Raw genomic sequence first — 24,994 nt, 5'->3', positions numbered from 1 at the left:
GAAGAAGGAAGCACACCATGACCAACCCCTTCGAGAACCCCGAGAGCACGTACCTGGTGCTGGTCAACGACGAGGGTCAGCACTCCCTGTGGCCGTCCTTCGTGGAGGTCCCGGCCGGATGGGAGGTCGCCCACGGGGAGGACTCCCGGGAGGCCTGCCTCGCCTACGTCGAGGAGCACTGGACCGACATGCGCCCGAAGAGCCTCGCCGAGGCCATGGACGGGGCCGGCGGGACGGGTTCCTGACCCGTCGGTGACCGGCACACCAGAATCCTGGTGAGTCCGGCGTTGTCGGTGTCCCGCAAGCCATTGCGGAACACCGGACAACACCTCTCTTGAGCGGGCAGGGCCGCTAGTTGTACCGACCGGGGACATTGATCGAGAGCAGGGCGTGCCGCTTAGCAGTCACGAGGCTGGGGCCGAGTGTCTTTCAGTCAGGTCCTTGGCAAGCTGGCTGATGCGTTTGCGGGCTGTCTCTGGGGTGAGTATCTCGATGTGGTTGCCGAACTGGAGGAGCTGACGCACTGACTCGATGTCGGGGTAGCGGACGACAATGGTGCACCAGCCGTTTTCCGTGTCGGAGACATCGTGGATGCGGGTGCCGAGGATGCGCCGTGCCAGGTCGAGGCCATTTTCTCGCAGACGGACGGTCACGCTCACGCGGCCTGGCCTCTCGGTGCGTTCCTTCAACGCAGCCCACCTTGTGCGGAGGGTCTCATCTGGCCGGAGAACAGCTGGCGCGTCGAGTTGTTCGTAGGCCGAGAGTCGTTCCAGAGCGAACAGCCGACCGGTCCCATGGTCGTCGGCGATGAGATACCAGCGGCCTGATTTCGCCACGATCCCGTACGGGTCGACCACCCGCGCCGAGGCCTGTTTCTCGGCGCTGCGCCGGTACTGGATTCGCAGCCGGCGTCGGTGTCGCAGGGCCGAGGCTAGATCCGATACGTCTACCGCTGGCTTTGAGTCAGCAAGCCACGCGTTGCTGTCCACCAGTACCAGGTCCGCCAGTCGCAGCAGGCTCGGCGACTCAGGTGCTGCGGCCTGGCGGGCGGCGATCTTGCGCGCGGCCGACTCCTGCACCGCAGACAGGCCCATGCGCTCAAGTTGCGCGCTGTCCAAACCAGCCACGGAGAGGGCCTCCAGCTCTGGTGGTTCCAGATGGCATGCGTTGAGCCGTGCACCGGGGAGCAGAACGATCCCACCATTCCGCCCGCGTTCGGCATAAACAGGCACACCTGCTGTCGAGAGTGCCTCGACATCCCGCAGCACAGTCCGCCGGGACACCTCCAGGCGCTTGGCGAGCTCGGTGGTGGTGATGCGCTGACGGGTCTGTAGGAGCAGCAAGAGGTGCAACAGCCTCGAAGCCTTCATGCTGACCAATGTTCGCAGAAAAAGGTGACAGGTTCTGTCGCGGTTAAGCGATCAACTGGAGCGGTACCGAGAATTCAACGATCTGAGGAGCGCTCTATGCCCGCACCCAACCTGTTCCTGATCTACGTCCGCGACGCCGAGTCCGCTACGGCCTTCTACAGCGACCTGTTCGAGATCGAACCGACCTTCACCAGTCCCCACTACGTGGCTTTCGAGGTAGCCCCCGGCGTCCTGTTCGCGTTGTGGACGGGGGGCAGCGAACACGCGGTCCCGAGCACCCCTCGCACGAGCGAAGTCGGGCTGATGGTGCCGGGAGCAGCGTCCGCAGTTGACGAGATCTTCACGAGTTGGGTCTCGAAGGGAGTCCATGTCGTGGAGGAGCCGTACGACGCTGTCTTCGGCCGCACGTTCGTGATCACGGACCCCGACGGCAACCTCATCCGGGTCTCCCCGGTGGACTGAGCTGCACGACCCTTACCCACTATGTTCGTTCTCGAAGGGCCGGCCACACACGATGGCCGGCCCTTCAGCTTGTCCAGGAGCTCAGACATGTCACATCCGAACGCTGCCCTCACCCCGCGCCACCGTCTGAAAGTCGCGCGACTCGTCGTTGACGACGGCTGGCCAATCAGCGAAGTTGCGGCCCGTTTCCAGGTCTCCTGGCCCACCGTGAAGCGCTGGGTCGACCGCCACCTTGCTGGCGAGTCAATGCAAGACCGCTCGTCCCGACCGAAGACCTCGCCGAAGAAGACGCCCAAGGCAGTATCGATGCGATGCGTCAGCTTGCGGAGGCGATTGAGGGAGGGCCCAGTTCAACTCGCGACACGACTCGGCATCGCCGCGTCGACAGTCCACCGTATTCTCACCGCGGCGCGGCTGAACAGGCTGTCCTATCTCGACCGTGCCACTGGAGAACCCATCCGCGCTTACGAGCACCCGTACCCCGGCTCGCTGGTGCACGTGGACGTTAAGAAATTCGGGAACATCCCTGACGGCGGTGGGTGGCGCTATGTCGGGCGACGGCAAGGCGAGAGGAACCGCTCGGCCACTCCCGACAAGCTGAAGAGCAAGTGGGGCAACCCGAAACCGGCTACGCCTTCATGCACACGATCATCGACGACCACTCACGCGTCGCATACACCGAGGTACACGACGACGAGACCGCCATCACCGCCGTCGGGGCGCTGCATCGAGCAGTGGCGTGGTTCGCCGAACACGGCGTTACCACCGAGCGAATTCTGTCGGACAACGGAGGCGCGTACCGGTCCTTCCTCTGGCGCGACACCTGCGAGGCCCTGGCCATCACGCCGAAGCGCACACGCCCTTACCGACCGCAGACGAATGGCAAGGTGGAGCGCTTCCATCGAACAATGGCCGACGGCTGGGCTTACGCCCGCTGCTACCAGTCAGAACAAGAGCGACGGGACGCACTCAAGACGTGGCTAAACCACTACAACCAGCACCGGCCCCACACGGCTTGCGGCAACCAGCCGCCCTTCTCACGATTGACTAACGTCCCCGATCGGTACAGCTAGTCGCGCTGGAGTAACTGCGCGAAGCGCCGCTCCCAGGCGTCCTGATTTCCCTTGGCTTCCTGAACGAACCGGCTCCGAGCGATCCCTTTGATCACCATGTCGTTGACCAGGGAGTACGGAAAGGCCATCGGCCGTACGACATCCATGAACAGCACGGCACGGTCCTCATCGGTCCCGTTCCACGCCTCGTGTACGTAGGTGTCGTCGAAGAACATCCCGGCCCCCTCACGCCAGTGCGCCTCTTGTCCGCCGACGCGAATTCCGCAGGAGTCCTCGGGAGACGGGACCTTCAGTCCGAGGTGATAACGGACCACGCCCTTGTAGGGGCCGCGGTGCGGTGGCACGTGTTTATGGGGGCCGAGGATCGAGAAGAAGGCCGTTTTCAGACCGGGGATGTGGGCCAGCAGTTCAGCTGTCCGCGGGCAGCGGTCGCAGTTGGCGTCGAACCGCAACCCGTAACCGTAGAGGAAATAGGTCTTCCACTGGTTGTCGTTGGTGATGTGGCGTTGGCCGGTCGAGATGTCCTGGAAATTGGGCAGCGCGTCGCGGTGCTCCAGCAGGGTGTCGAGTTCGGCTCTGATGTCACGCCAGTTGTCTTCGAGCCCTCGACTCCACGGGAACTCCGATTCCGAGATGAACGGGCTGTCATCGAAGCGGGAGTGGTGGACCATCTGCTTTTCGATCCACTTCACCAGCGCGGGAAGAACTCTTGGCACAACTACACCCCTGCGTCGTCGGTTCGGTTGCTGGTCCCAGATGCGCGGCATCCCGAGCTCGACCCGGCCGCCGGCGGAGACGACCGGACCGGACAACTCGGCTGTGCACCGGTCCGGTGCCGCGCACATGACGTCGGACCTTCGGCGATCCCGAGACTCGCGAAAGGGTCTTTCTGACCCCTTGGCCGAGATGTTGCACCCTCATTTATGGGAACTTCACAAGCGGTGAGTGGTGCAGCTCTGACGCCTTCCGGGAACCTCCCGCTTTCAGGGGCCCGGTGTTCCGCCCGGTGAAAAAGGGTTGAACGGCGGATACCGCATGCCTTCCCTCAAGTTTTATTGGTCGCTACATCAGGTGGCGGGTGGGCTGCCAGCTTCGGATGATCCGAAGTTCGCGTCAAGGTCATGATCCGGACGATCCTGGCCAGAATGCGCTGTCGGCGGTGCCGCCCCCGCGTCCAAGCGCGGTGCGTTCACGGGTGGTGAACCACTGCTCTCCGCTGAGCTTCCGGAACGCGTAGGACAGACGACTGGGGACGGTGCGTGTGCCTCCGTTCTTCGTCCCCGCCAACGGGCACATTCTCGGCCCGGTCACCCTCCACGCCCTCACCCGGTTACCAAATTTCCCGCTGTACCGCGCCGTTGGTCTCCGGCCGCCGCGCGCCCGTCTGCCGGAGCAATGCGAGAGCGGCCTCCGACGAGGATCCGGCGGGCGCCGTGCACACCACGAGGGCCTGCTCCGGTGAGCGGACGAGAGCGAGCGTCTGTTGCGTCACCGTCAGCGGCCCCGTCGTCGGATGGTGCAGGTCGTAGGACGCCGCGTCGCAGGGCGACACGCGGTGGTCCCGCCACAGCGCGACGAACTCCGGGCTCTTCATCGTCAACTCGCCGATCAACTCTGCCAGCAGCGGATCCTCCGGGTGCCGGCCGACTACCGTGCGCAGGTTGCCCACCACCGCGCGCGCCTTGCGGTTCCAGTCCTGGTACAGCTCACGGCAGTGCGGGTCGAGGAACAGCATCCGGGTCATGTTCGGGCGGCGCCCCGGGCTTTGCGGAGCGAGCGGATCCAGGTGTCCGGCGAGCAGCCCATGACCCAGGCTGTTCCAGGCGAGCACATCGGTGCGGCGGCCCAGAACCAGAGCCGGGACACCGTCCAGTGCGCGCATCAGGTCCCATGTCTCGTCTGCGACCTTCTCCGGCCGCGGACGGCGGACCTGGGGCGTGCGGCGTGCGGCGTCGGCGAGCCGGGCGAGATGAGCGCGTTCGTGGTCGCCGAGTCGCAGCGCCCGCCCGATGGCGTCCAGCACCTCGGCCGAGGCACCACGGGACAGTCCCTGTTCGAGCCGGGTGTAGTAGGAGGCGCTGACGCCCGCCAGTTGCGCCAGCTCTTCCCGGCGCAGCCCCGCCACCCTCCGAGGCCCGAAGGCGGGCAGTCCCACGTCCTCCGGCCGGAGCCGAGCCCGGCGCGCCTGTAGAAAGTCGCCCAGTGGGCCAGGTCCGTCCATACGTGCAGTGTGCAAGGCGGCAAGGCACGCAGCCACCCCCTGAGAGGGGTAGGTCACAGCGGGGCTGGCCGGCCCGGACGGCAGCGCCCAAGCTCGGGAGCATCCGGCCATGCGCCCGAACCACGAGGAAGACCATGGAACAGATCATCCTGGGTGACGTCACCGTCACTCGCGTCAAGGAGTACTACGGCTCGGTCGGGATGGCTCCGGCAGAGTTCTTCCCGGACAGCCCCGAGGGAGCATGGGAGCGGCACCGCCCCGTCCTGGCGCCGGACTTCTGGGACCCCGCCACGAACGAGTGCCACTCGGCGATCCAGTCCTGGCTGCTGCACAGCGAAGGGCGCACGATCCTCGTCGACACGGGTGTGGGCAACCACAAGGACCGGCCGTACGCGCCGGTCTGGAACCGTCTCGATACCGGCTACCTCGACCACCTCGCGGCGGCCGGCGTCCGGCCCGAGGACGTCGACATCGTGGTCAACACCCACCTGCACATCGACCACGTCGGCTGGAACACCTGCCTCGACGGCCGCACGTGGGTACCGACCTTCCCGAATGCCACCTACCTCATACCGCGACGGGAGTTCGACTTCTGGAACCCGGCCAACGGCCACGAACCGCTCCTCGGCCGCGGCAACCAGAACGTGTTCGAGGACAGCGTCGCCCCGGTGCACCGGCTCGGGCTGACCGAACTGTGGGACGGCTCCTACCGGATCGACAAGAACCTGCGGCTGGAACTCGCGCCCGGCCACACCCCGGGGTCGTCCGTGCTGACGCTGGAATCGGGTCGCGACCGTGCGCTCTTCGTCGGGGACCTGGTGCACACCGCTTTGCAGATCATGGAGCCGGACACCAACTCCTGCTTCTGCGAGGACGCGGTCCAGGCACGGGCCACGAGGCACCAGCTGCTCGGCCGCGCGGCCGAGACCAACGCCCTTGTCCTCCCCGCTCACCTCGGCGGCCACGGCGCAGCCGAGGTGGAGAGGGACGGCTCGAAGTTCGCGATCAGGCAATGGGCAGGGTTCTCCCGCCTCACGTGAAGCACCGAGACCGAAAGGAAGAGTTTCCCGTGTCCCAGCACTCATCCCCAGTCGTCGAAACGACTTCGGGCGCCGTGCGTGGTCTGCGCGACCGGTTCGGCGACCTGTACCGGGCCATCCCGTACGCGAGGGCCCCGCACGGCGCCCGACGCTTCGCCCCACCTGCACCGCACCCCGGCTGGTCCGGAGTCAGGAACGCCACGCAGCCCTCGCCGACGGCACCACAGCCGGTCCGCGCCTTCGGCCGTCTCGACATGACCCCCTACTTCGGACCGGGCTGGGTGCCGGGCGACGAGTACCTGACCGTCGACATCCGCACCCCGGCCGCAGACGGCGAGCGGCGCCCGGTCATGGTCTTCGTGCACGGTGGCGGGTTCGTCACCGGCTCCAACCGCGCCGCGCTGTACGACGGCAAGGCCTTCGCCCGCGACGGTGTCGTCCTGGTGACGGTGAACTACCGGGTCGGCATTCCCGGCTTCCTCGACCTCCCCGGAGCCCCGCCGAACCGCGGACTGCTCGACGTGCTGTCCGCGCTGCGCTGGGTGCGTGACACCATCTCCTCCTTCGGCGGCGACCCCGGCAACGTCACCGTCTTCGGTCAGTCGGCGGGCGCGACGATCACCGGCGCGCTGCTCGCGACACCGGAGGCCGACGGCCTGTTCCGCCGCGCGATCATCCAAAGCGGCACCGGCACCGGCGCCTTCACCCCCGAACAGGCCCAGCGGGTCACCGAGACGGCCGCGAAAGCGCTCGGCGTCCAGGCGACCGCCGAGCAGTTCGCCGCGGTCCCGGACGAGCGCTTCCTCGGCATCCTGCCGCAGCTGGCCGGACTCGACCTGCGCACCGCCACCGCCAGGGACCCGTTGCTCGGGTTGAGCCCGTTCGGCCTGGTCCTGCCCGTCCAGCCCGCCGACGCGCTGACCGAAGGACCGCCGCCGAGGTCGCCGTGCTCATCGGCAACAACACCGAGGAGGGGAACCTGTACCTCGTGCCTCAGGGGAAGCTGGAATCCTCCACCGAATCCGACGTCCTCGCCCTCGCCTCAGCCGGGTACGCGGAACCCGCCGCCGCGGTCGCGGCCTGTAGAGCGGCACGCCCAGGCGCTCCGCCCGGCGAACTGCGCTCGGCACTGCTCGGCGAAGCACTGTTCGGCGCCGGCAGCACCCGGATGGCCAGGGCGCACTCCCGGATTTCAGGCGGCCGGACGCACGTCTACTCGTTCGCCCAGCGCTCGACGGCCCTCGACGGCCGGCTCGGCGCCGCGCACACGGTCGAGCTGCCTTACGTGTTCGACCTTGCCGACGAGCCGTGGCTGCACGGTGACAGTGGCCTGCTGGGCCCGGACGCGGCGCAGGTGGGTCTAGCCGAGGCGATGCACGGAGCCTGGATCGCGTTCGCCCGCGACGGCGACCCGGGCTGGGCCGCCTATGACCCACAACAACCGGTGGTGAAGGTCTTCGGGGGCTGACGCACCCTGCCTGCGGCACCGCGCCGGCCTGAACACTCCGGTGCGCGTCACGAAGACGGCCCCATGATCAACCCCAGGCCATGCCGCTCAGGACAGGCCATGCTGCTCAGGAGGGGGCCGCGTCAGCGCCCTCGTTCCCAACGGGCCCGCGCGCAAGGCGCCTGGCGGGCAAAAGCCCGGTTCAGACCCAGCTCGATCACCGGCAGCGCTGATCCGTTTCCCAGCGTACTCAGCTGCCCACCCCGGCCTCCCACTTGCGCCGGCGCAGCACGTGGTGGCTGAAGAGGTGTCGGCTTCGGTCGAGCAGTTCCCCCACCTCCGCGGCGCAGCACCGCACGTCCGCCGACGGATGCCAGCGCTGCACGGACTGCCCCGCCCAGGTGCGCAGCTTCACATCCGGGTCCTCCAACAGACCGACCGCCGCCCGTAGCGCCACGATGCCGCCACGTGCGTCGAGCAGCCGGAATGCGCCGACGCGGACGTGCCGCGGCCGCTCGGAGCCGGTGCGTTCCAGTAGCCAGTCGGCGGGCAGCTCCTTTGCCGAGGGCAGCAGGGCGACGGCGGTCTCGCGGACCACACTGGCGCCAGGGTCGTCGAGGAGCGGCCGCAACTGCTTCGCATCCGCGCAGTCCAGTGTCCGCAGTCCGGCCACCGCCCGCCGAAGGCACCTCTGTCGCGGCGGCCGACGCGGAGGATGAGCGGCGCGAGGCCGCGGGCAGAGTCCACATCGAGGGCCTCGCGGAGGAGTTGCCGGGCACGTTCGCGTACTGGGCCGACCCAGTCGGCGCAGCGGATCACGACCAACGGCAGCAGACCGGGGTATCGGGCCGCCTGACCGACCGCCTCCTGACGGATCCGCCCGTCGCGGTGGCAGAGAGCGAGTGCGAGCCGAGACTCGCCGAGCTGAGTCGGATCGGCGGGCAGCGGGGCAAAGTGCTCCCACTCCGGCAGCAACTGCGGGCGGTACCAGGCCACCTCACGCACTCCGGCATCCAGCGCGAGCCAGTCATTGGGGTCGGCGACATCAAGCGTTCCCCGAAGCGGCGCACCTCCCACGAGTCGCCCCGCTGCCGCTGTCCCACCCTCGATGCCCGCAAGCATTCCCGCCCCCTCCCGTAGCCATACCGGGTGATCGTAGGGTGTGGGTGTCGCGCAGGGCGCGCGAAATATGGCCCGTGATCTCCGAGGGGCACCGCTCGGCACCCTGCCCACCAGAAGCCGAAGACCAGCGCAGGGACAGGCGCCCGGCCCCTCCCGCTCACCAGCACGCTCGCGCCGCCTGACGATCATCCCCAGTAACCATGGTCACGACGTCACCCCGGCATCCGGCCACCACCGCACTGCACAGACCGAGCAAGCCGGACCGGGCCGGACCGAGCCGGACCGAGCCGGACCGAGCCTTCGCCGCGACGCAGAGCGGCGCGCTGAAGTACTCAGTCACAGCGCGCCAGTTCCAGGTTTCCAGACGCCTGCGGCGCACCGCTGCGTCCGGCGTTGGAGTAGCTACCCGACCGTCAATGGGCCGGCCCATGATGATCGGGGACTTGGACAGGATTATTCACTTTCTGCTGGTGATCCGACGGCCTGCTCGGACAGCGTCGTCGTGGGCGGTGGCCGTGCCGTGGACTTCGCCTGCCATGCGATGAGTTCGTCCAGGAGCTGGCCGGTCTCGACCCGCTGGTGCTCGATGGCGTCACGGCCACGGCGCTTCGTATGCTCACAGCGCGGGGAACCGGAAGCGGACCACCTTCGGAGGCGAACGACCATGTCGGAACAGCGTGTTGTCCTGGTGACGGGCGGCGGAACGGGAATCGGGGCCGCCACCGCCCGGCTGCTGCGCACCGCCGGGCACCAGGTCGTGATTTCCGGGCGGCGGCCCGAGCCACTGCGCCGGGTGGCCGAGGAGACCGGAGCGCTGGCCCACCCTTCCGACGTCGCCGACCCCGAAGCCGTGCGCGAGCTCGTGGAGACGACGGTGACGGCCTACGGGAGACTCGACGGTGTGGTGCTCAACGCCGGAATCGGGCGGGGCGGCGCGGTCGGCGACACCGAGGTCGAGGACTGGGAAGAGCTGATACGGACCAACCTCACCGGCCCGTTCCTGCTGCTGCGTGCAGCGCTGCCGCATCTGCTGGCGGCCCGCGGCGCAGTGGTCGCGGTCGCCTCGGTCGCCGCGCTCCGCAACAGCGCCGGCAACGCCGCCTACGCGACGTCCAAGGCGGGTTTGCTCCACCTCTGCCGCTCCCTCGCCGTCGACTACGGGCCACAGGGGCTGCGGGCCAACGCGGTGTGCCCGGGCTGGGTGCGTACGGAGATGGCCGACCAGCGGATGGCGCGGTTCGCGGCGGAGGCAGGGCTGGCGGGCGGGGCCGAGGCGGCGTACGAGGAGGCGAACCGGCTGACTCCCGCCCGGCGGCCGGGCGATCCGGAGGAGGTCGCCGAAGCCATCGACTGGCTGCTGTCGCCCGCCGCGTCCTACGTCAACGGTGCCGTCCTCAACGTCGACGGCGGAGTGACCACGGTCGGCGTCGGCGGTGCCGCCTTCGACCACCGGATCGAGGCGCGCACCCCGCGCCAGTAGGCGGCGACCAACAGAACCCGGTCCTCCAGACGCCGCCCCCACGGCCGGCCCTTGCGGGACCGGGTCCCGCGCCGTCATGCCGCAGCGTGGTGATCAGCTTGCCGAGCGGTCGCGGGCTCAGCCCGCGACCGGCGCTGTCCAGGACGGCTCCGACGCCGTGAGCACACCAGCCACGCCAAGATCATTTCACCGTAACCGACAGCTGGGGGACGGCTGGGACATGCGGGCTCAGCTCGCCGTCGCTGTTCGAACCCCCAAGACGACGAGAACGCCTCCCGCCAGGCGACTCATCCCACGCCGGAATCGAGGTGTGTCGATTGCCGTGCGTGCGGCGGCGGCCACAGTTGTCCAGAACAGCGACCACACCAGCACGACGGCTATGTGTGCGACCGCAAGCGTGACCATCTGTGGCGCGATGGGGCGGCTGGAAGTCAGGAACTGCGGAACCAGGGTGAGATAGACCGACGCGGCCTTCGGATTGAGGACGTTGGACCACAGCCCCTGCCCAAAGCCCCCGAGTTGAGTCCACGGCAGTCGCCATCGCCCGCGTGTTGTTGGTTTGGCGCCTCGACGCGCTGAACGCCACGTGGTCACGCCCAACCAGATGAGATAGCTGCCGCCCAGGAGCTTCACCACCGTCAGCGCCCGAGCTGACGACATGACCAGGGCAGACAGGCCGACCGCGGCAAACGTTGCGTGGACCAAGAGCCCGCACGCCGAGCCAAATGCGGCGCGCACACCGTCGGACCGGGCCAGGCCAGTCCAGTCCGATGCGGGCGGCATTGATCTGCGGGCTGAACCGACCGTCGGGCCGGTAGTACTCCACCGAAGTGATCTCGACTTTGTCCGGAGCAAGGCCGTCCAGCACCTGCGGCACCGCGCGATCACCACCCGAACATGCCCCAACAGCTCATGCACGGACCAGGGTTCACCCCTCATCGGCCGATCCCACTGGGCCTTGGGCACTCCTGGAAACGCGCGGGACCTTCACGGCTTCAAGGCGCAGTGCCTCAATGCACAATGCCTCAAGGCACACACCGCTGATCCATCCACATTGATCAAGCTATCGGCAGCTTCCACCCCACACCCCCCTCAGTCGGATGGAAGAGCCTGGTCAGAACCATTGAATGAGAGCCTGCCTCAGCCTGCCCGGGGTGGTGAAGAGGTGCCCCTGCATGCCGAGCGCTTCGGCAGCACGTACGTTGTCTGCGCGGTCGTCGACAAAGAGGATGCGGCCCGGCTCCGTCCGCAGGGCGTGCTGACACCACTCGTAGGCCTCGCGCTCGGGCTTGGCGTGGCCCATGCGGCACGAGAAGGCCCGCACCGGGAAGCACTTGAGCCAGGCATGATGCGCTTCGTAGTGCGAGGCCAGCTCTTCGGGGATGTTGGACAGCAGCCCCATGTGCCGGCCTGTGGCGGCGAGTTCCTCGACCAGGGCGACCATCGTGTCGTCGACCGCACTCCAGCTCGCGATGTCGGCCTCGACAAGGTCGGTGATCCGGCGGTCGTCGAAGCAGGCGCCGATGGCGTCGGCCACCTGACGCCAGTAGCCGGGGCCGTTCACCTCACCGCGGTCGTAGGGCGGGCGCAGCTCCCAGTAGGCGTCCCAGAAGGCAGGCCCCGCCACCCCTGCCGTCCGGGTAAGCCGGTTCTTGCCCTCGGTGGACTGATGGCGTGCGATGACGCCGAAAAGGTCAAAGAGCACGGTGTCCGTCACGTGGTCACACCTTCCGTACGGTGACGCCGGCGGCCGTGATCGCGCCGGTCTCGTCCTCCGGAGCGGCGTCGTCGGTCACCAGGGCGTGCAGTGCGGAGGCGGGCGCGACGAAGGCGAGTGCGGTGCGGGACAGCTTCGCGGACTCCGTGACGGCGATGACGCGGCGGGCGGAGGCGATGGCTGCGCGCTTGACCGCCGCGTCGTCCAGGTCGTAGGCGGTCAGGCCGTCCGCCGCGGTGAGTCCGCAGCAGCCGATGACTGCGGTGTCGAAGCGCAGCGCGGCCAGCGAGGCCTGGGTCAGCGGGCCGGTGAGCGCCAGTTCCCCCGATCGTGGGTGGCCACCGGGCACCAGCAGGGTCACGTTCAGGGCTCCGGCCAGCGCGTTCACCGCGTGCAGGGAGAGAGGTGCGACGGTCAGGCGGCGGTGTTCCAGCGCACGAGCCACCTCGAGGCAGGTCGTGCCACTGTCGAGAACGACGGACTCCCCGTCGGCGATCAGGTCCGCGACCTCGGCGGCGATACGCCGCTTGACGTCCGTCCCTTCCTGCGCCCGCAGCGCGAAGGGCGGCTCCTCGCCCCGCAGCAGCAGACTCCTGGCTCCTCCGCGGTAACGCTCCAACACGCCCTGGTCCGCAAGGACTTCGAGGTCGCGGCGGATAGTCATCTCCGATGTGCCGGTGAGCGTTGCCAGTTCCGCGACGCCGACGCGGCCCGCCTCCCGTACGGCCTCGGTGATCTGCCTCAGTCGATCTGTGCTAGCCATACCCCAATTGAACATTCATCGCGTTCGAAACGCAATCTTTCGCAACTCAACAATGTTCGTTATGTTCGAAGCGTGAATAGATACCTACGGGCCGGCCGTCTGGCCACCTTCGCGTACTTCACCCTGAACGGCTTCCTCATGGGGATGTGGATCGTCCACATCCCGGTCATTGAGCACCGCGCAGGGATCAGCCACGCCTTGCTCGGCTGGCTCCTGCTGCTGCTCGGTGCGGGAGCCTTCGCAGGCATGCAGGCCACCGGCCCGCTCACCGACCGTTTCGGGTCCCGGATGGTCGTACCGCTCAGTGCGGCACTGTGCAGTGCCGCGGTCGTCCTGCCCGGCCTGGCCGCGAACGCCTGGGCGCTGGGGGCGGCACTTCTCGCGCTCGGCGTCGGCAACGGCTGCCTGGATGTGAGCATGAACGCCCATGCCGTCCAGGTCGAGCATGGTTACCGGCGGCCCGTCATGTCCGCCTTCCATGCAGCCTTCTCCATCGGCGGGGTCCTTGCCGCGCTGGTCGGCGCCCGCACGCTCAGCTGGAACTGGAGCCCGGTGACGACCCTCGGCGCGGTGGCGCTCGTCGGCCTGGCCGTCACCGCCCTCGCGGCCCCCGCGCTACTGCGCCCCGCCGCTGCCCACCGCCCCATGGACGCCGCTGCCGCTGTGGTGAACGCCCCTCGCACAACGCCCCGTCACATCTGGGCACTGGCCACCCTGGCACTGATGATCATGCTGTGCGAAGGCGTGGCCAACGACTGGAGCGCACTCCATCTGCGCAATGTCCTGGACGCGCCCGCCGCCACCGCCGCGCTCGCCTACGGCTCCTTCGCCACCACCATGACCCTCGGCCGCCTGCTGGCCGACCGGGTGGCCGCACGCTTCGGCCCGGTGGCCATCCTCCGCCACGGCGCATCCGTCGCCGCACTCGGTCTGACCGCGGCGGCCCTCTCACCCTGGACCCCCTTGGCCCTGATCGGCTGGGCCGTGTTCGGGGCCGGGCTCTCGGGATGCGTACCCCAACTCTTCTCCGCGGCCGGCCATACCGACCAGGGTGCCGCCGGTACCAACGTCTCCCGCGTCGCCGGCCTCGGCTATCTCGGCATGCTCGCCGGGCCCGCCGTCATCGGACCGCTGACCCACGTCCTGCCCCTCAACCTCACCTTCTTCCTCCCCGTGTCGTGCTGCGTCATCGCCGCCGCCACGGCCGGCATCGTCCGACCATCACGCCACACCCCTGCACTCCTGGAGGCCGAGGCGGTATGACCGGCACCAGTCACCTGAGCCCGCACCACGAAATGCCCCGCTCGTTCACCATCGACTGCGACGGTGAAATCCTCAGTTGCGCGGCAATCGAACCGCTGAGGACACCCACGAGCCCACGCACCCCCCTTGCGGCTGTAGTTCTGCACGGCGCGGGCACCAGTGACAAGACACGCCACACCTCTCTGATGGCCGACTTCGCCGCCCGCGGACACCACGCTCTCGCCTGCGACTTCTCCGGGCACGGCGACAGCACCGGTCAGCTCGGGGAGCTCAGCCTGCAACGCCGGTTCCGCCAGGCCCGCGCCGTGATCGACCACTGCGTCCCCGCCGGTTCCAGCCTGGCGCTGATCGGATTCAGCATGAGCGGGCAGACCGTCGCCGACCTCGCCGCGCACTATGGCTCACGCGTGGCATCCATCGGACTGTGCGCACCGGCGGTCTACGCAGCCGACGCCTGGACCGTGCCCTTCGGCGCGGGCTTCACCGAGATCATCCGCATACCCGAGCACTGGCGAACCTCCCCTGCTTTTGAGGTCTTCCGCTCCCTGTCCACCCGGGCGGTACTCGCCACACCGGCCCACGACGCGGTGATCCCTCCAGCGGTCACGGAAGCCATCGCCTCCGCCCTCGGCACGTCACGCTCGCGCTTCACCCGGCTCGTCCACCCCGGAGCCGACCACCGGCTCGGGTCCTGGCTCGCCGACAATTCCGTCCCACGCAGCCGCTTCGTCGCAGCCGTCCTGCGAGGTACGCCCTACGAGTGCACGCCCTACGAGTGCACGCCCCCTCCACCCCGGCTGGGCTGAGGCAGGCTTCTCGCCGAAAGATCACCCACCCCCTGCGGTCCCGCTCGCGAACCACTCGCGACGCCTTCAGGAAGGCGGAGCTCATGACGCATGACAGTTGACGTACAGATCGTCCGCGAGGCGACCCACAAGATCGTGGACGCCTTCGACCGGTTGTTGCCGCAGTTGTCCTCGACTGCCGCGCCTTTGAACCAAGAAGCGGCCGACGGCTTGGTGAAGAGCGAGGCAAGCACCCTCCTGGTCGCAAGCTTGCTTGAGGGCGGGCAAGGGGCCGTCGCGTCGGTCGCCGGGGTGACGGGGCGGGCTCGCCCGGCGGGGTCGCTCGTCGGCCGGGGCCCAGAGGCCAACCCCGCCGCCGAGGGCGTCCCCGCACCAGGCCCAACGGTCGCCCTGGCCGACAAGGCGTACTCCTCACGCGCCATCCGCGAGCACCTGCGCAAGCACACAGTCCGAGCAGTCATTCCGGTTCCCGCTGATCAGCGGGACACCGTCCGCGGCGGGGCAGCCGTGGCGGCAGGCCACCCGCCTTCGACCGCGAGGTCTACGCGCAGCGCAACACCGTCGAGGGGTGCATTGACCGGCTCAAGCAGTGGCGAGGGATCGCCACCCGCTGCGAGAAGACAGCCACCATGTACCTGGCCGGACTCCACATCGCAGGCATCTTCCGCTGGTCCGCTCGACGATCCAAGCGAAACACCCTGGATCGCCGCAGACGAGGGGTGCGTCGAGCAGGCCACAAGGTCGGACGCCCTCGATCCCCGCTGCTCGCGTCCTGCGACTGCTCGCCGAGCACTGGTCACTCTGGTCGTGTCGCTGCTCGTCCCCGTCACGCCGGGCCGTGACCACAGTCGGTCACGGCCCGGAGCGGTCTGGGTCTTCGCCGGCTGTGTCGCCTCCCAGGCGATGGCTCCACGTGTTCGTCTATCGACGCTGCGTAGGCCCCATATCCGACTGTGACGGAGGAAACAGCGCAATAGCGGTGACTGTGAGCATGCTTCCCCGGGGGCAGCGAGAGAGCGAGAACGGAGATGCCCATTCCCCGCCAGTCCAAATCCTTGACGGCCGGTGTGCTGGCCGTCACCACCTTTGTGGTGACGGTGGGCGGTGTCGGAGGCGCTGCGGCGTCCCAGCCCCACGACGCCAAGGGCAGGAACACTTCCGTCCCGGCGTTGCCCGCGCACTTCGCGCAGCAGAAGGTCCGGTGGACGTCCTGTGGCGTGGACGTCACCCCGAAGGCCGTGCCCGGTGCGGAGTGCGGCTGGGTGAAGGTGCCTCTCGACTACGCAGACCCGGACGGGAAGACCGTCAAACTGCGAGTGTCGCGGGTGCGGGCCAAAGACCCCAGCCGTCGGCTGGGGTCGCTGATCTTCAACCCCGGCGGGCCCGGCGAGGGCGGTGCGGGCTTCGTGGCCGATGGAAACTGGCAAGCCGGTGAAAAGGCTCGGGCCCGCTACGATCTGGTCGGCTTCGATCCGCGAGGCATAGCCGGTTCCGGGCAGATCAGGTGCCCCGACGGTGCCCCCGAGGAGCCCGAGAATCCGCCGCGTACCGAAGCGGAGGCCGAGAAGGCGTTCGCCGACGCGACCCAGCGGGCCCGGGCTTGCCAACGGGCGAGCGGCGCCGTTTTCGCGCATATGGACAGCGTGAGCGTGGCGCGCGACCTGGACGTGCTGCGTACGGTCCTCGGCGACGCCAAGTTGAACTACACCGGCGTTTCCTACGGCACCTTCCTCGGCCAGCAGTACATGAAGCTGTTTCCCGGGAAGGTGGGGCGGATGGTGCTGGACGGTGTGGTCGATCCCGCCGCCGATATGCAGCAGGTCTCCCTACTCGACGTCAAGGTCTCCGAAGACGCGTTGCGTCGGTACGCCCGAAACCTTGTCGCGCGCGGCGATGACCGGCTGGGGGACACGGCAGGGGAGGTCGTGCGGAGGCTCGCCCGGTTCGCCAAGGAGCTGGAGCGGAAGCCGCTGCAAGCGGCCGACGGTGAGGAATTCACCGATGCCGCCTTGTCCGGGTATCTGAGAACGGCCCTGAATGACGAAGAGAGCTGGAAGCAACTGACCAACGCGCTGGTGGCCGCCCTGGACGGGGATATGAGCGCCTTCGAGCATTTCGAATCCGATACTGGCGGCGAGAGGCCGACACCGCAGGAGGAGCAGGCCGAGGAGAACATGTCCTTGAGCATGCCGGCGGTGCTGTGCCTGGACTCCCCGTCAGCGCCGAAGTCCCCGAAGGAGATGCTCCACACCGCGGACGCGTTCGCCGAACGATCGCCGCTCTTCGGTCGCTCCCTCGCCTGGCAGATGATCGACTGCGCGACGTGGCCGCTCGCCCCCACCGGTGTGGTCGAGCCGATCAAGGGATCCGGGGCCGCACCGGTGCTGCTGGTCTCGTACACCGACGATCCGCGAACTCCGCTCACGAACGCGCAGGCGGTGCACCGGCAGTTGGACAACAGCTCGCTGCTCGTACGCAAGGGCCAGGGACACGGGGCGTACGCCTCGGAGGATCCGTCCACGTGCACCGACCGTGCCGTCGACACGTATCTGGTCGGGGGAAAGCTACCCGACAAGGTCGCCAACTGCTTGAGCTGACCCGTGGAGGCCGGCGAGTGTTTCGGGGCCCGGCGTGCGGTATCACGCCGGGCCTCCGACGCCTGCGCAGCTCAGCGCAGCCGATCACCGCGGCATCGCTTGGCATGGACGGATAGGGCTGGAACAGCCGAGCCGTAGATCTCCATGCTCCCCAGCTGGGCAGTTTCCTTCGGAGCGGGACGTTGGTCCCGGTGTGTCGTTGACTGAGGTGCAGTGGGCGCGGATCGAGGCGCTACTTCCGGACCAGAACGCCCTCTACCGGCACGCACGCTGCTGACGAACACCGCACCGGCGTCACAACGCCTTCTTCGGCCTCGCGGATGCCGTCACACCGTGCGCAGCCTGTTCCGACGCGCCTGGGCCACCCACCGCTGGGAAGACCGCCCCACCCGCGACCCTGCGCCCCCGTACCTGTCCGAGCGGGCACTAGACCACCTGAGATGCCTCTCCTGCGGGCTGTGACCCGTGGATGTACTGGTCGGCCCAGGCGCTGATGATGTGGGCGGCTCGCTGTGCTTGTCCGCGGGCGGTCAGGAGATGGTCTGCTCCTTCGAGTGAGACGAAGCTTCGCGGGTGTCGTGCCTCGCGGAAGATCTCTCCGGCGTTGTCGATGTCGACGGTGTTGTCGGTCGGCGAATGCAGGACGAGTAGCGGCAGGTCCAACTCGCCGATCCGGTCCCGCAGGTGGGCACGGCGGACGTCTTCGACGAAGGCGCGCTTGAGGACCAGGGTCTTCCCGCCGACGAACCACTCGTGCGACCCGTCGCTGAGGACGCGATCCACGACCGCGTCGTACTGTCGCTCGACGTGGCTGGGATCGACCGGCGCCCCGATCGTGGCGACCGCGCGGACGCCGGTTGCCTCGGCCGCCGCGGCGAGGACGGCGGCGCCTCCCCATGAGTGCCCCACCAGCAGGTCTGCCGGAGTCCCTCGCTCCGCCATCATGGCTGCGGCACGGATCGTGTCCTGGACCTTGACGGTGAAGGAACCGTCCCCCCAGTCGCCGTCGGAGTCCCCGATCCCGAGGTTGTCGAAGCGCAGCATGCCGATCCCCTCGCGTGCCAGCTGCTTGCTGACACGCGACGCGGCCGGCGAGCCCTTGCCGAGCGTGAATCCGTGCACGAAGATCCCCCAGCCGCGGATCTCGCCGTCCGGCAGGTCGATCGCTCCGGCCAGTTCGGGGCCGACGACGCTCGGGAATCTTACTTTTTCGCTCATGTTCTGATCACCTAGGCAGGGGCTGTTCGTGGAGCAGGGAAGACAAGGGTGCCACCAGCCGGCGCCACGCGCGCACTCCGGGCAGGGGAGCGGCGAGCGCGGTGCCGGCCGTGATCGGCGCGTCAGGCGGTCGGCTTCTGGTCGGAGGACTGCTCGGTGGTGAGCAGTGCGGTGATCTCCTCGGCGAGGTGCGGGCCGAGCTCGCCCCAGCCGTCCTTGTAGCCGTAGACGCCGGCCAGGGTGCGGGCCTCGTAGTCGCCGTTCATGATCTCGATGTCCGTGGCCGTGATGAGCGCCGGGTGGGCGACGCCGACGGCCGCCGAGACCTTCAGCAGCTCCTTGCGGAGGGTGCGCAGGTAGACAGCGGCCCGGGTGGCCTTCGAGGCCGGGTCGAGGCCGCGGGCCAGCCACGGGCTCTGGGTGGCGATTCCGGTGGGGCACTTGTCGGTGTGGCACTTCTGCGCCTGGATGCAGCCGATCGACAGCATCGCCTCACGGGCCACGTTGATCATGTCGGCACCCAGAGCGAAGGCGACCGCGGCGTTCTCGGGCAGGCCGAGCTTGCCGGAGGCGATGAATGTCAGGTCGTCGGTCAGCCCCCGCTCGGCGAAGGCGCCATAGACCCGGGAGAAGCCCATCCGGAAGGGCAGCGACACCGAGTCGGAGAAGGTCAGCGGCGCCGCCCCGGTGCCGCCCTCGCCGCCGTCGATGGTCACGAAGTCGACACCACGGTCACCACGCGCCATCAGCGCGGCCAGCTCCTGCCAGAACTCCATCTCGCCCACCGCGCTCTTGATCCCGACCGGCAGGCCGGTCTCGGTGGCGAGCAGTTCGACGAAGTCGAGCATCGAGTCGACGTCGCCGAACGCGGTGTGCCGGGACGGGGAGGCGCAGTCCTCGCCGAGCGGGATGCCGCGGATTTCGGCGATTTCCGGGGTCACCTTCGCGCCCGGCAGCATTCCGCCCAGCCCGGGCTTGGCACCCTGGGAGAGCTTGATCTCTATCGCCTTGACCGGGGCGCCGGCGACCACATCCTTGAGCTTGTCGATGTTGAAGCTGCCGTCCTCGTTGCGGCAGCCGAAGTAGGACGTACCGATTTGCAGGACGAGGTCGCCGCCGTTGCGGTGGTACGGCGAGAGACCGCCCTCGCCCGTGTTGTGCAGGGTGCCCGCCAGCGCCGCCCCCTTGTTGAGCGCCGTGATCGCCGCGCCGGAGAGCGATCCGAAGCTCATCGCCGAGATGTTCACCACGCTCGCCGGTCGGAACGCCTTGGCGCGCCCGCGCGGCCCGCCCAGCACCTTGGCTGACGGCAGTGGGGCCTGCGGGTCGTGCATGTCGGGCAGCGTGCCGGCGAACGTGCGCTGCTTCAGGTAGGCGTGCCCCTGCGTGTGTTCCACGTCGTTGTCGGTGCCGAACCCGAAGTAGTTGTTCTCCCCCTTCGCCGACGCGTAGATCCAGGTGCGCTGGTCACGACTGAACGGGCGCTCCTCGTCATTGGAGGTCACTATGTACTGCCGCAGCTCAGGCCCGATCGTCTCCAACAGGTACCGGGCGTGCCCGAGCACGGGGAAGTTCCGGAGCAAAGCGTGCTTCTTCTGGACAAGGTCACGAGCGGCCACCACTGCCAATGCTGTTGCGGTGGCCGTGGCGATGGTCCGGGCGCGCATGAACGTTCCTCTCCTCGGTGCTGGACTCCATTGCCATGGGGCGGAGTCGTCGTGCCGGGCGTTGGGCGGCGGGCACGACCCAGCGGGCGTCAGCGTCCGTCGGAGGACGCCAAGCGATATTAGGGGCTCGCCCGGATAGAGGGTCGCGGGCGGGGTGGTCTTCCCGGTGGTGGGTGGTCCAGGGGCGTCGGAACAGGCTATGCACGGTGACGCCCATGTAACGCGGCGTAACGTCTGAGCGTCGGCCTTGCGGTGCCGATGAGACGCACGCGTAGGGGTCAGGACTCGTTGCAGGAGTTCTGGAGAGTGTCCGGTCAGGAGCGCGAGACGTTCGAGGCGGGGTTTGCCGAACCGGTTCGGCGAGCCGTTGAGGAAGCCGTGCGGGTAGCTGGGTTTGAGGTGGTTGGCGCGGGCCGGACGCCGCGAAGAGCCCGAGGAAACCCCAGCGAAGGCCTCGAGGAAGACCCAGGCGAAGACCCAGGCGAAGACCCTGGGGAATCCCCCGGCGATGACGCCGGGGAAGCCCTTGAAGAAGGAAGACCCGCCAACTCCCGCGAAGTCATGGGAACTTCACCCACCCGCCAGTAGCATCCGGCCGGCCAGTAGCACGCCGCCCAAGCAGCCATCCTCGAAAGGGGCTCCTGCATGCGCTTGACCTCCCGCGTCGCCCCCGCCGCCCTCGCCGTGGCCGCCCTCCTGCTCGGCGTCCTCCCCGCGCAGGCCCAGGCCGACCCCGACCGCGCCCCCGACCGTGCCCCAGACCGGGTCACGGTCGGTGACCGCACCTTCATCGCCGACGGCCAAGGCCGCGCGCTCCAGTGGCGCGGCTTCAACCTCGCCGACAAGAGCAGCCGAGGCACCCACGCGTTCGCCGACATTCACGAGAGCGACCTCAAAGACATGGCCGCCCGGGGCTTCAACCTCGCGCGCCTCGCGTTCTTCTGGGACGACCTCGAACCCACCCCCGGGCACTACGACCGCGGCTACCTCACCAAGATGCGTCGCATCCTCGACTGGGCCAACCGCTACCACATCAAGGTCATCCTCGACGCCCACCAGGACGTATACGGCCCCCACTTCGGCTCCCGCGGCGTCCCCGACTGGGCCACCCGCGACGAGGGGTTACCGTTCTGGCCGATACCCGACGACTGGTTCTCCGAGTACTTCGAGCCATCCGTACAGACCGCCTTTGACCACCTGTACAAGGACGCCGACCTCCGCGCCGCGCACGCTCGCATGTGGATGACGGTCGCCTCCGCCCTGGGCAGGCACCCGGCGCTGCTCGGCTACGACCTGATGAATGAGCCGTTCGCGAAGTTCCTCGAAGGCGAAGACCTCCCCGCCGCCGCGGCCCGCTTCGAGGCCACCGAGCTCACCGAGCTGTGGAACCGCCTTGCCCAGGCGATCCGTCTGGTCGACCACAGGTCGTGGGTATTCGTCGAACCAACCGTCATCGTCGGTGTCGGCGTCCCAACCCAGATGGGCCACATCGACGACCCGCATGCCGGCTACGCGCCGCACTTCTACGAGACCGCGATGGAAACCGGCGCCGACTACGACCCCAACGGCACCTTCATCCCAGCCTACGAGGCCGCGATCAGCGACTACCCGACCCGTCACCGGATGCCGGTGATCGTGGGGGAGTGGGGCGGCAACCCCTACGTTCCGCACGCAAGCCAGTTCGTCACCGACATGACGGCCTCCCTGGACCGCTTCGCCAGTGGCTGGACGTGGTGGCAGTGGTGCCGGGGCGGCGGCTACTGCTTCCTCGACCAGACGGGCGCCGCGAAGCCCAACGCCCAGCTGCTCGTCCAGCCGTACGCGCGGGCCGTCGCGGGCGACCCGCTCAAGTTCGCGTACGAGCCGGCTACACGCACCTACACGCTCACCTTCCGCACCCGCGACAACGCAGAGGGACCCACCCGGATCACCGTGCCCAGGGACACCTACCCAGGCGGCTACCGCGTCGACATCCAAGGCAACAAGGCCAGTTGGGACGACCACGGCCAGACCGTCACCGTGAGCACCCACGGCAGGGCCGGAGCCACCTACAGGGTCACGATCAGCCCGAGGTAGCCCCACCCGATCCGCGCGGGGGCTGCGGCCCGCGGCCCCCGCATCAACGCAGGCCACCCGCATCGCTCTGTGCCTGTTGGCCCAGCGGATCGATCAGCTGACCAGGCAGATTCGTGACCTGGAGCGGCACCTGACCGGGTTGGTGGAGTGTCACTTTCCGCAGTTACTTGTCCCGGTGGGGATCGGGCCGGATGGTGCCGCCGCCTTGCTGATCACGATGGGGGATAACCCAGAACGCCTGTCCAGCGAGGCGTCGTTCACGGCGCTTTGCGGGGTCAGCCCCGTCGAGCACTCCTCCGGCCGTCAGCGTCACCACCGGCTCAACCGCGGGGGCGACCGAAGAGCCAATGCCGCCCTGTATCGGATCGTGCAGTCACGGCTCCGGTTCGATGCACGTACCCGTAACCACTACGAGCGGCGCATCGCGGAGGGCAAGACCCGGCGCGAGACATCCGCAAGGAACGCGCCCGCATCCGCGGCGAGAAAGGTATCCGCTGGGGAGGCCGCCCGCTTCCAGCAGCAGCTTGATCAGACAGGTACTTCAAATATGAGTTCGAGGCCGTCTTCCTCGTCCCATTGCTCTCCGACCTCGACGAAGCCAAATCCAGAAATCGTGGCCAGGGATGCCGTGTTGTCAGGACTGATCGTCACCCGCACGGTCCTGACCCGGGCTTCTGCAACGGCCCGACGTACCAATGCGCTCAGCATCGCTCTGGCGTAGCCCTGACGACGGTAGACGGGGATCACCGAATAGCCGAGCTCCACCATGCCCGCCTCATCCGGTGGCCCATGGAACCCGGCATAGCCCACGACGGCACCTGCCGGCTCGGCTACCACGATCTGTGTGAGCCACCCCGCGCAACCCCGGTCCGAGATCAGCTGATTCACCCGGTACTGCCACACCCACTTTGCCGTGTCGGTGACGAAGTACTCGGGGAGAGCGACACCTGCTTCGGCACTGGCTTGAGCCAGATCGTCCTTGAGCAAGGCGACCATGGTCGTGCTCGCTAACTCAACAAATCGCACGGACTTCCCCCTCGTGGAGGCTGGGGTCCGGCGCTCGGCTTCGTCTGACACAGCGGGAATCTTCGTGGCGCGTCCAGAAGATGTCCAACGGTTTTCACAGCGGCCAATGCATACCCCGGCCAGATTGCGGCCCCGTCCCATCGACCTCAGCCGCGCCCCGGTGAACCTTCCCGGTCAGAGCACTAGGGCGCGTCGTTCGGATCGTGGTGGTCCCGGCCCTCCGGACGGCAGCGTCCACGTGAGCGGCAGGGCGCTCTCCTCCTGCTCGTCGGGCGCTCGTGCGAATCCGTCTGTCAGCCTTCCCGGATGAAGCCCTCCCGCACCAGCCAGTCCTTCGCCACCTCGTGCGGGTCCTCTCCGTCCACGTCCACCCGCGCGTTCAGCCGCTGGGCCTCCGCCCCCGTAAGCCGCTTGGTGATCGGGGAGAGGAGGTCGGCGATGGCGGGGTACTTCCTCATCGTGGCGCTGTTCATCTCGGGTGCCGCGTTGTAGTTGGGGAAGAAGTGCCGGTCGTCCTCCAGCACCTTCAGCTTGAGTTCGGGAATGCGGCCGTCGGTGGTGGCCGCCACGCCGAGGGCGCAGGCCGCGCCCTCGGCGACCTGGGTGTAGACGACGCCGTCGTCCATCTTTTTGAAGTTCCCGCGCCGGAGGGCGAATCCGTACGTCTTCGCCACGCCCGGCAGACCGTCCTCGCGCACCGAGAACTCGCTTCCGCCGCAGATCGTCGCCGCGCCCGGGTCTTTCTTCGTCAGACGTGCCACGTCGGAGAGTGTGCGCAGCCGGTACTTCTGCGCATTCGCCTGGTTCGCGACCAGCGCGTAGGTGTTGTTGAGCGGGGCGGCGGTCAGCCAGGTGACGCCGTTGCGGCGGTCCTCCTCGCGTACGGCCTCCCACTGCTCGTACGGGTCGACGACCCGCTTGGTGTGACCGAGGTAGGTGATCCAGGCCGTGCCGGTGTACTCGTACATCCCGTCCGCCGCACCGGACTTGACCGCCTCGCGGGCACCGATCGAGCCCTGGATGTTCGTCCGGTCCAGGACTTCCGCGCCGGCCGCTTTGAAGACCAGCCCCATGATCTGGCCCAGGATGATCTGCTCGGTGAACTCCTTTGAGGTCACGGTTAGTTGGGCGCCCTCCAGCGGTCGCCCCTTCCCGATGGAGCCGGGCTGCACCGAGTCGGCCAGCGGGCTGCCGCTGGTCAGTCCGCAGCCGCTCAGCCCTGCGGCGGCGAGCAGCAGGGCGCCCGCGACGGCCGTCCGTACCTGGGCCAGGCGCATCAGTCCACCTCCAGGCCGCGTGGGCGTAGCAGTAACTCGACGAGTGTCCCCAGCCAGTCCATGATCAGCGCCATGGCGAGCGTCAGTACGGAGCCGAGCACCAGCACCGGCATGCGCTGTTTGGTGATGCCGGAGGAGACCAGGTCCCCGACTCCTCCGCCTACGCCGAAGACGGCCCGACATCGCGGTGCCGACGTGCAGCACGAGCGCGGTCCGTACGCCCGCCAGGATCAGCGGGACGGCCAGGGGCAGTTCGCCCCGGAACAGCATCAGCAGCGGCGACACCCCGATGCCGCGCGCCGCCTCCACGAGTGCCGGGTCGGTGGCCCTCGGGCCGACCACGGTGTTGCTCATCTCCTCGACCCGGTC

18 protein-coding genes and 6 pseudogenes are annotated in these 24,994 nt (G+C 68.4%); 11 read left to right on the top strand and 13 right to left on the bottom strand.

Annotated elements, in window-relative coordinates:
* Positions 1-17: 17 nt before the first annotated feature.
* The gene (locus M8I34_RS02405; protein WP_250047628.1) at positions 18-245 is read left to right on the top strand and encodes an MbtH family protein; all 228 of its coding nucleotides are present in this window, start codon (positions 18-20) and stop codon (positions 243-245) included.
* A gap of 159 nt (positions 246-404) precedes the next feature.
* On the opposite strand, the gene M8I34_RS02400 is transcribed toward M8I34_RS02405, so the two are convergent.
* The gene (locus tag M8I34_RS02400) at positions 405-1,370 is read right to left on the bottom strand and encodes a YafY family protein (protein ID WP_250047627.1); all 966 of its coding nucleotides are present in this window, start codon (positions 1,368-1,370) and stop codon (positions 405-407) included.
* 96 nt (positions 1,371-1,466) lie between these two features.
* Between M8I34_RS02400 and M8I34_RS02395 the strand changes: the two genes are divergently transcribed.
* Together M8I34_RS02395 and M8I34_RS02390 are read left to right on the top strand one after the other, a co-directional pair.
* Entirely contained in the window at positions 1,467-1,832 is a 366-nt protein-coding gene (locus M8I34_RS02395; RefSeq protein ID WP_250047626.1) for a VOC family protein, read from the top strand.
* Positions 1,833-1,919: 87 nt separating this feature from the next.
* Positions 1,920-2,905 (top strand): annotated as a pseudogene (locus tag M8I34_RS02390) (IS481 family transposase).
* Here M8I34_RS02390 and M8I34_RS02385 read toward each other — a convergent pair.
* Together M8I34_RS02385 and M8I34_RS02380 are read right to left on the bottom strand one after the other, a co-directional pair.
* Positions 2,902-3,621, bottom strand: a complete 720-nt coding sequence (locus tag M8I34_RS02385; RefSeq protein WP_250047625.1) for an aspartyl/asparaginyl beta-hydroxylase domain-containing protein — start codon at positions 3,619-3,621, stop codon at positions 2,902-2,904. The pseudogene M8I34_RS02390 and the gene M8I34_RS02385 overlap by 4 nt on opposite strands.
* Before the next feature lie 614 nt (positions 3,622-4,235).
* Positions 4,236-5,126, bottom strand: coding sequence for a helix-turn-helix transcriptional regulator (locus tag M8I34_RS02380; protein ID WP_250047624.1), 891 nt, complete (start codon positions 5,124-5,126; stop codon positions 4,236-4,238).
* 134 nt (positions 5,127-5,260) lie between these two features.
* On the opposite strand from M8I34_RS02380, the gene M8I34_RS02375 reads away from it, so the two are divergent.
* The gene (locus tag M8I34_RS02375) at positions 5,261-6,166 is read left to right on the top strand and encodes an MBL fold metallo-hydrolase (protein WP_250047623.1); all 906 of its coding nucleotides are present in this window, start codon (positions 5,261-5,263) and stop codon (positions 6,164-6,166) included.
* A 29-nt stretch (positions 6,167-6,195) separates the two neighbouring features.
* Positions 6,196-7,634: pseudogene (locus M8I34_RS02370) on the top strand (carboxylesterase/lipase family protein).
* 229 nt (positions 7,635-7,863) lie between these two features.
* On the opposite strand, the pseudogene M8I34_RS41810 reads toward M8I34_RS02370, so the two are convergent.
* A pseudogene (locus tag M8I34_RS41810) lies at positions 7,864-8,609 on the bottom strand (hypothetical protein).
* A gap of 790 nt (positions 8,610-9,399) precedes the next feature.
* Between M8I34_RS41810 and M8I34_RS02360 the strand changes: the two are divergent.
* Positions 9,400-10,215 (top strand): SDR family NAD(P)-dependent oxidoreductase, encoded by an 816-nt coding sequence (locus tag M8I34_RS02360; RefSeq protein ID WP_250047622.1) that lies wholly within the window; start codon positions 9,400-9,402, stop codon positions 10,213-10,215.
* On the opposite strand, the pseudogene M8I34_RS02355 reads toward M8I34_RS02360, so the two are convergent.
* From M8I34_RS02355 to M8I34_RS02340, 4 genes and pseudogenes are all read right to left on the bottom strand, one after another.
* Positions 10,206-10,389: pseudogene (locus M8I34_RS02355) on the bottom strand (IS5/IS1182 family transposase); the annotation flags it as partial. The gene M8I34_RS02360 and the pseudogene M8I34_RS02355 sit on opposite strands and share 10 nt — an antisense overlap.
* A 54-nt stretch (positions 10,390-10,443) precedes the next feature.
* Positions 10,444-10,998, bottom strand: a complete 555-nt coding sequence (locus M8I34_RS02350) for a LysE family translocator (RefSeq protein WP_250047621.1) — start codon at positions 10,996-10,998, stop codon at positions 10,444-10,446.
* 331 nt (positions 10,999-11,329) lie between these two features.
* Positions 11,330-11,932 (bottom strand): HAD family phosphatase, encoded by a 603-nt coding sequence (locus tag M8I34_RS02345; RefSeq protein ID WP_250047620.1) that lies wholly within the window; start codon positions 11,930-11,932, stop codon positions 11,330-11,332.
* A 4-nt stretch (positions 11,933-11,936) separates the two neighbouring features.
* Positions 11,937-12,695: a DeoR/GlpR family DNA-binding transcription regulator gene (locus M8I34_RS02340; RefSeq protein WP_250047619.1), complete on the bottom strand. Its 759-nt coding sequence runs from the start codon at positions 12,693-12,695 to the stop codon at positions 11,937-11,939.
* Positions 12,696-12,767: 72 nt separating this feature from the next.
* On the opposite strand from M8I34_RS02340, the gene M8I34_RS02335 reads away from it, so the two are divergent.
* The 3 genes from M8I34_RS02335 (at position 12,768) to M8I34_RS02320 (ending at position 17,361) form a co-directional block, all read left to right on the top strand.
* The gene (locus tag M8I34_RS02335; protein WP_250047618.1) at positions 12,768-13,958 is read left to right on the top strand and encodes an MFS transporter; all 1,191 of its coding nucleotides are present in this window, start codon (positions 12,768-12,770) and stop codon (positions 13,956-13,958) included.
* A gap of 32 nt (positions 13,959-13,990) precedes the next feature.
* Positions 13,991-14,764 (top strand): alpha/beta hydrolase, encoded by a 774-nt coding sequence (locus M8I34_RS02330; protein WP_284049868.1) that lies wholly within the window; start codon positions 13,991-13,993, stop codon positions 14,762-14,764.
* 1,028 nt (positions 14,765-15,792) lie between these two features.
* Positions 15,793-17,361 carry an alpha/beta hydrolase gene (locus M8I34_RS02320; RefSeq protein ID WP_250047616.1) on the top strand — a complete coding sequence of 523 codons (1,569 nt, stop codon included), beginning with the start codon at positions 15,793-15,795 and terminating at the stop codon, positions 17,359-17,361.
* A 426-nt stretch (positions 17,362-17,787) separates the two neighbouring features.
* On the opposite strand, the gene M8I34_RS02310 is transcribed toward M8I34_RS02320, so the two are convergent.
* A complete protein-coding gene (locus M8I34_RS02310; protein WP_250047615.1) occupies positions 17,788-18,579 on the bottom strand; it encodes a S9 family peptidase in 792 nt (263 codons plus the stop codon).
* Between the two features lie 122 nt (positions 18,580-18,701).
* Positions 18,702-20,246, bottom strand: a complete 1,545-nt coding sequence (locus M8I34_RS02305) for an FMN-binding glutamate synthase family protein (RefSeq protein WP_250047614.1) — start codon at positions 20,244-20,246, stop codon at positions 18,702-18,704.
* A 645-nt stretch (positions 20,247-20,891) separates the two neighbouring features.
* On the opposite strand from M8I34_RS02305, the gene M8I34_RS02300 reads away from it, so the two are divergent.
* A complete protein-coding gene (locus M8I34_RS02300; protein ID WP_250047613.1) occupies positions 20,892-22,322 on the top strand; it encodes a cellulase family glycosylhydrolase in 1,431 nt (476 codons plus the stop codon).
* Between the two features lie 217 nt (positions 22,323-22,539).
* Positions 22,540-22,677, top strand: a pseudogene (locus M8I34_RS41805) (transposase); the annotation flags it as partial.
* Between the two features lie 173 nt (positions 22,678-22,850).
* On the opposite strand, the gene M8I34_RS02290 reads toward M8I34_RS41805, so the two are convergent.
* The 3 genes and pseudogenes from M8I34_RS02290 to M8I34_RS02280 all read right to left on the bottom strand — a co-directional run.
* Entirely contained in the window at positions 22,851-23,348 is a 498-nt protein-coding gene (locus tag M8I34_RS02290) for a GNAT family N-acetyltransferase (protein WP_250047612.1), read from the bottom strand.
* A 293-nt stretch (positions 23,349-23,641) separates the two neighbouring features.
* Complete coding sequence (locus M8I34_RS02285) at positions 23,642-24,625, bottom strand: glycine betaine ABC transporter substrate-binding protein (RefSeq protein ID WP_250047611.1); 984 nt, start codon at positions 24,623-24,625, stop codon at positions 23,642-23,644.
* Positions 24,625-24,979 (bottom strand): annotated as a pseudogene (locus M8I34_RS02280) (ABC transporter permease subunit); the annotation flags it as partial. The pseudogene M8I34_RS02280 and the gene M8I34_RS02285, both read right to left, overlap by 1 nt.
* Positions 24,980-24,994 lie beyond the last annotated feature (15 nt).

Origin of the sequence: Streptomyces sp. MCA2 (assembly GCF_023544705.1) — a bacterium.
In the GTDB taxonomy this organism is placed as follows: Bacteria; Actinomycetota; Actinomycetes; order Streptomycetales; family Streptomycetaceae; genus Streptomyces; species Streptomyces decoyicus.
Note: the sequence above shows the minus strand (reverse complement) of the source record. Positions and strands in the feature narration are given on the sequence as shown.

Bases quoted from the DNA above. Each gene is read 5' to 3' on its own strand.
- M8I34_RS02405 (WP_250047628.1), top strand. From the start codon at position 18: ATGACCAACCCCTTCGAGAACCCCGAGAGCACGTACCTGGTGCTGGTC.
- M8I34_RS02400 (WP_250047627.1), bottom strand. From the start codon at position 1,370: ATGAAGGCTTCGAGGCTGTTGCACCTCTTGCTGCTCCTACAGACCCGT.
- M8I34_RS02395 (WP_250047626.1), top strand. From the start codon at position 1,467: ATGCCCGCACCCAACCTGTTCCTGATCTACGTCCGCGACGCCGAGTCC.
- M8I34_RS02380 (WP_250047624.1), bottom strand. From the start codon at position 5,126: ATGGACGGACCTGGCCCACTGGGCGACTTTCTACAGGCGCGCCGGGCT.
- M8I34_RS02375 (WP_250047623.1), top strand. From the start codon at position 5,261: ATGGAACAGATCATCCTGGGTGACGTCACCGTCACTCGCGTCAAGGAG.
- M8I34_RS02360 (WP_250047622.1), top strand. From the start codon at position 9,400: ATGTCGGAACAGCGTGTTGTCCTGGTGACGGGCGGCGGAACGGGAATC.
- M8I34_RS02350 (WP_250047621.1), bottom strand. From the start codon at position 10,998: ATGCCGCCCGCATCGGACTGGACTGGCCTGGCCCGGTCCGACGGTGTG.
- M8I34_RS02340 (WP_250047619.1), bottom strand. From the start codon at position 12,695: ATGGCTAGCACAGATCGACTGAGGCAGATCACCGAGGCCGTACGGGAG.
- M8I34_RS02330 (WP_284049868.1), top strand. From the start codon at position 13,991: ATGCCCCGCTCGTTCACCATCGACTGCGACGGTGAAATCCTCAGTTGC.
- M8I34_RS02320 (WP_250047616.1), top strand. From the start codon at position 15,793: ATGCCCATTCCCCGCCAGTCCAAATCCTTGACGGCCGGTGTGCTGGCC.
- M8I34_RS02310 (WP_250047615.1), bottom strand. From the start codon at position 18,579: ATGAGCGAAAAAGTAAGATTCCCGAGCGTCGTCGGCCCCGAACTGGCC.
- M8I34_RS02305 (WP_250047614.1), bottom strand. From the start codon at position 20,246: ATGCGCGCCCGGACCATCGCCACGGCCACCGCAACAGCATTGGCAGTG.
- M8I34_RS02300 (WP_250047613.1), top strand. From the start codon at position 20,892: ATGCGCTTGACCTCCCGCGTCGCCCCCGCCGCCCTCGCCGTGGCCGCC.
- M8I34_RS02285 (WP_250047611.1), bottom strand. From the start codon at position 24,625: ATGCGCCTGGCCCAGGTACGGACGGCCGTCGCGGGCGCCCTGCTGCTC.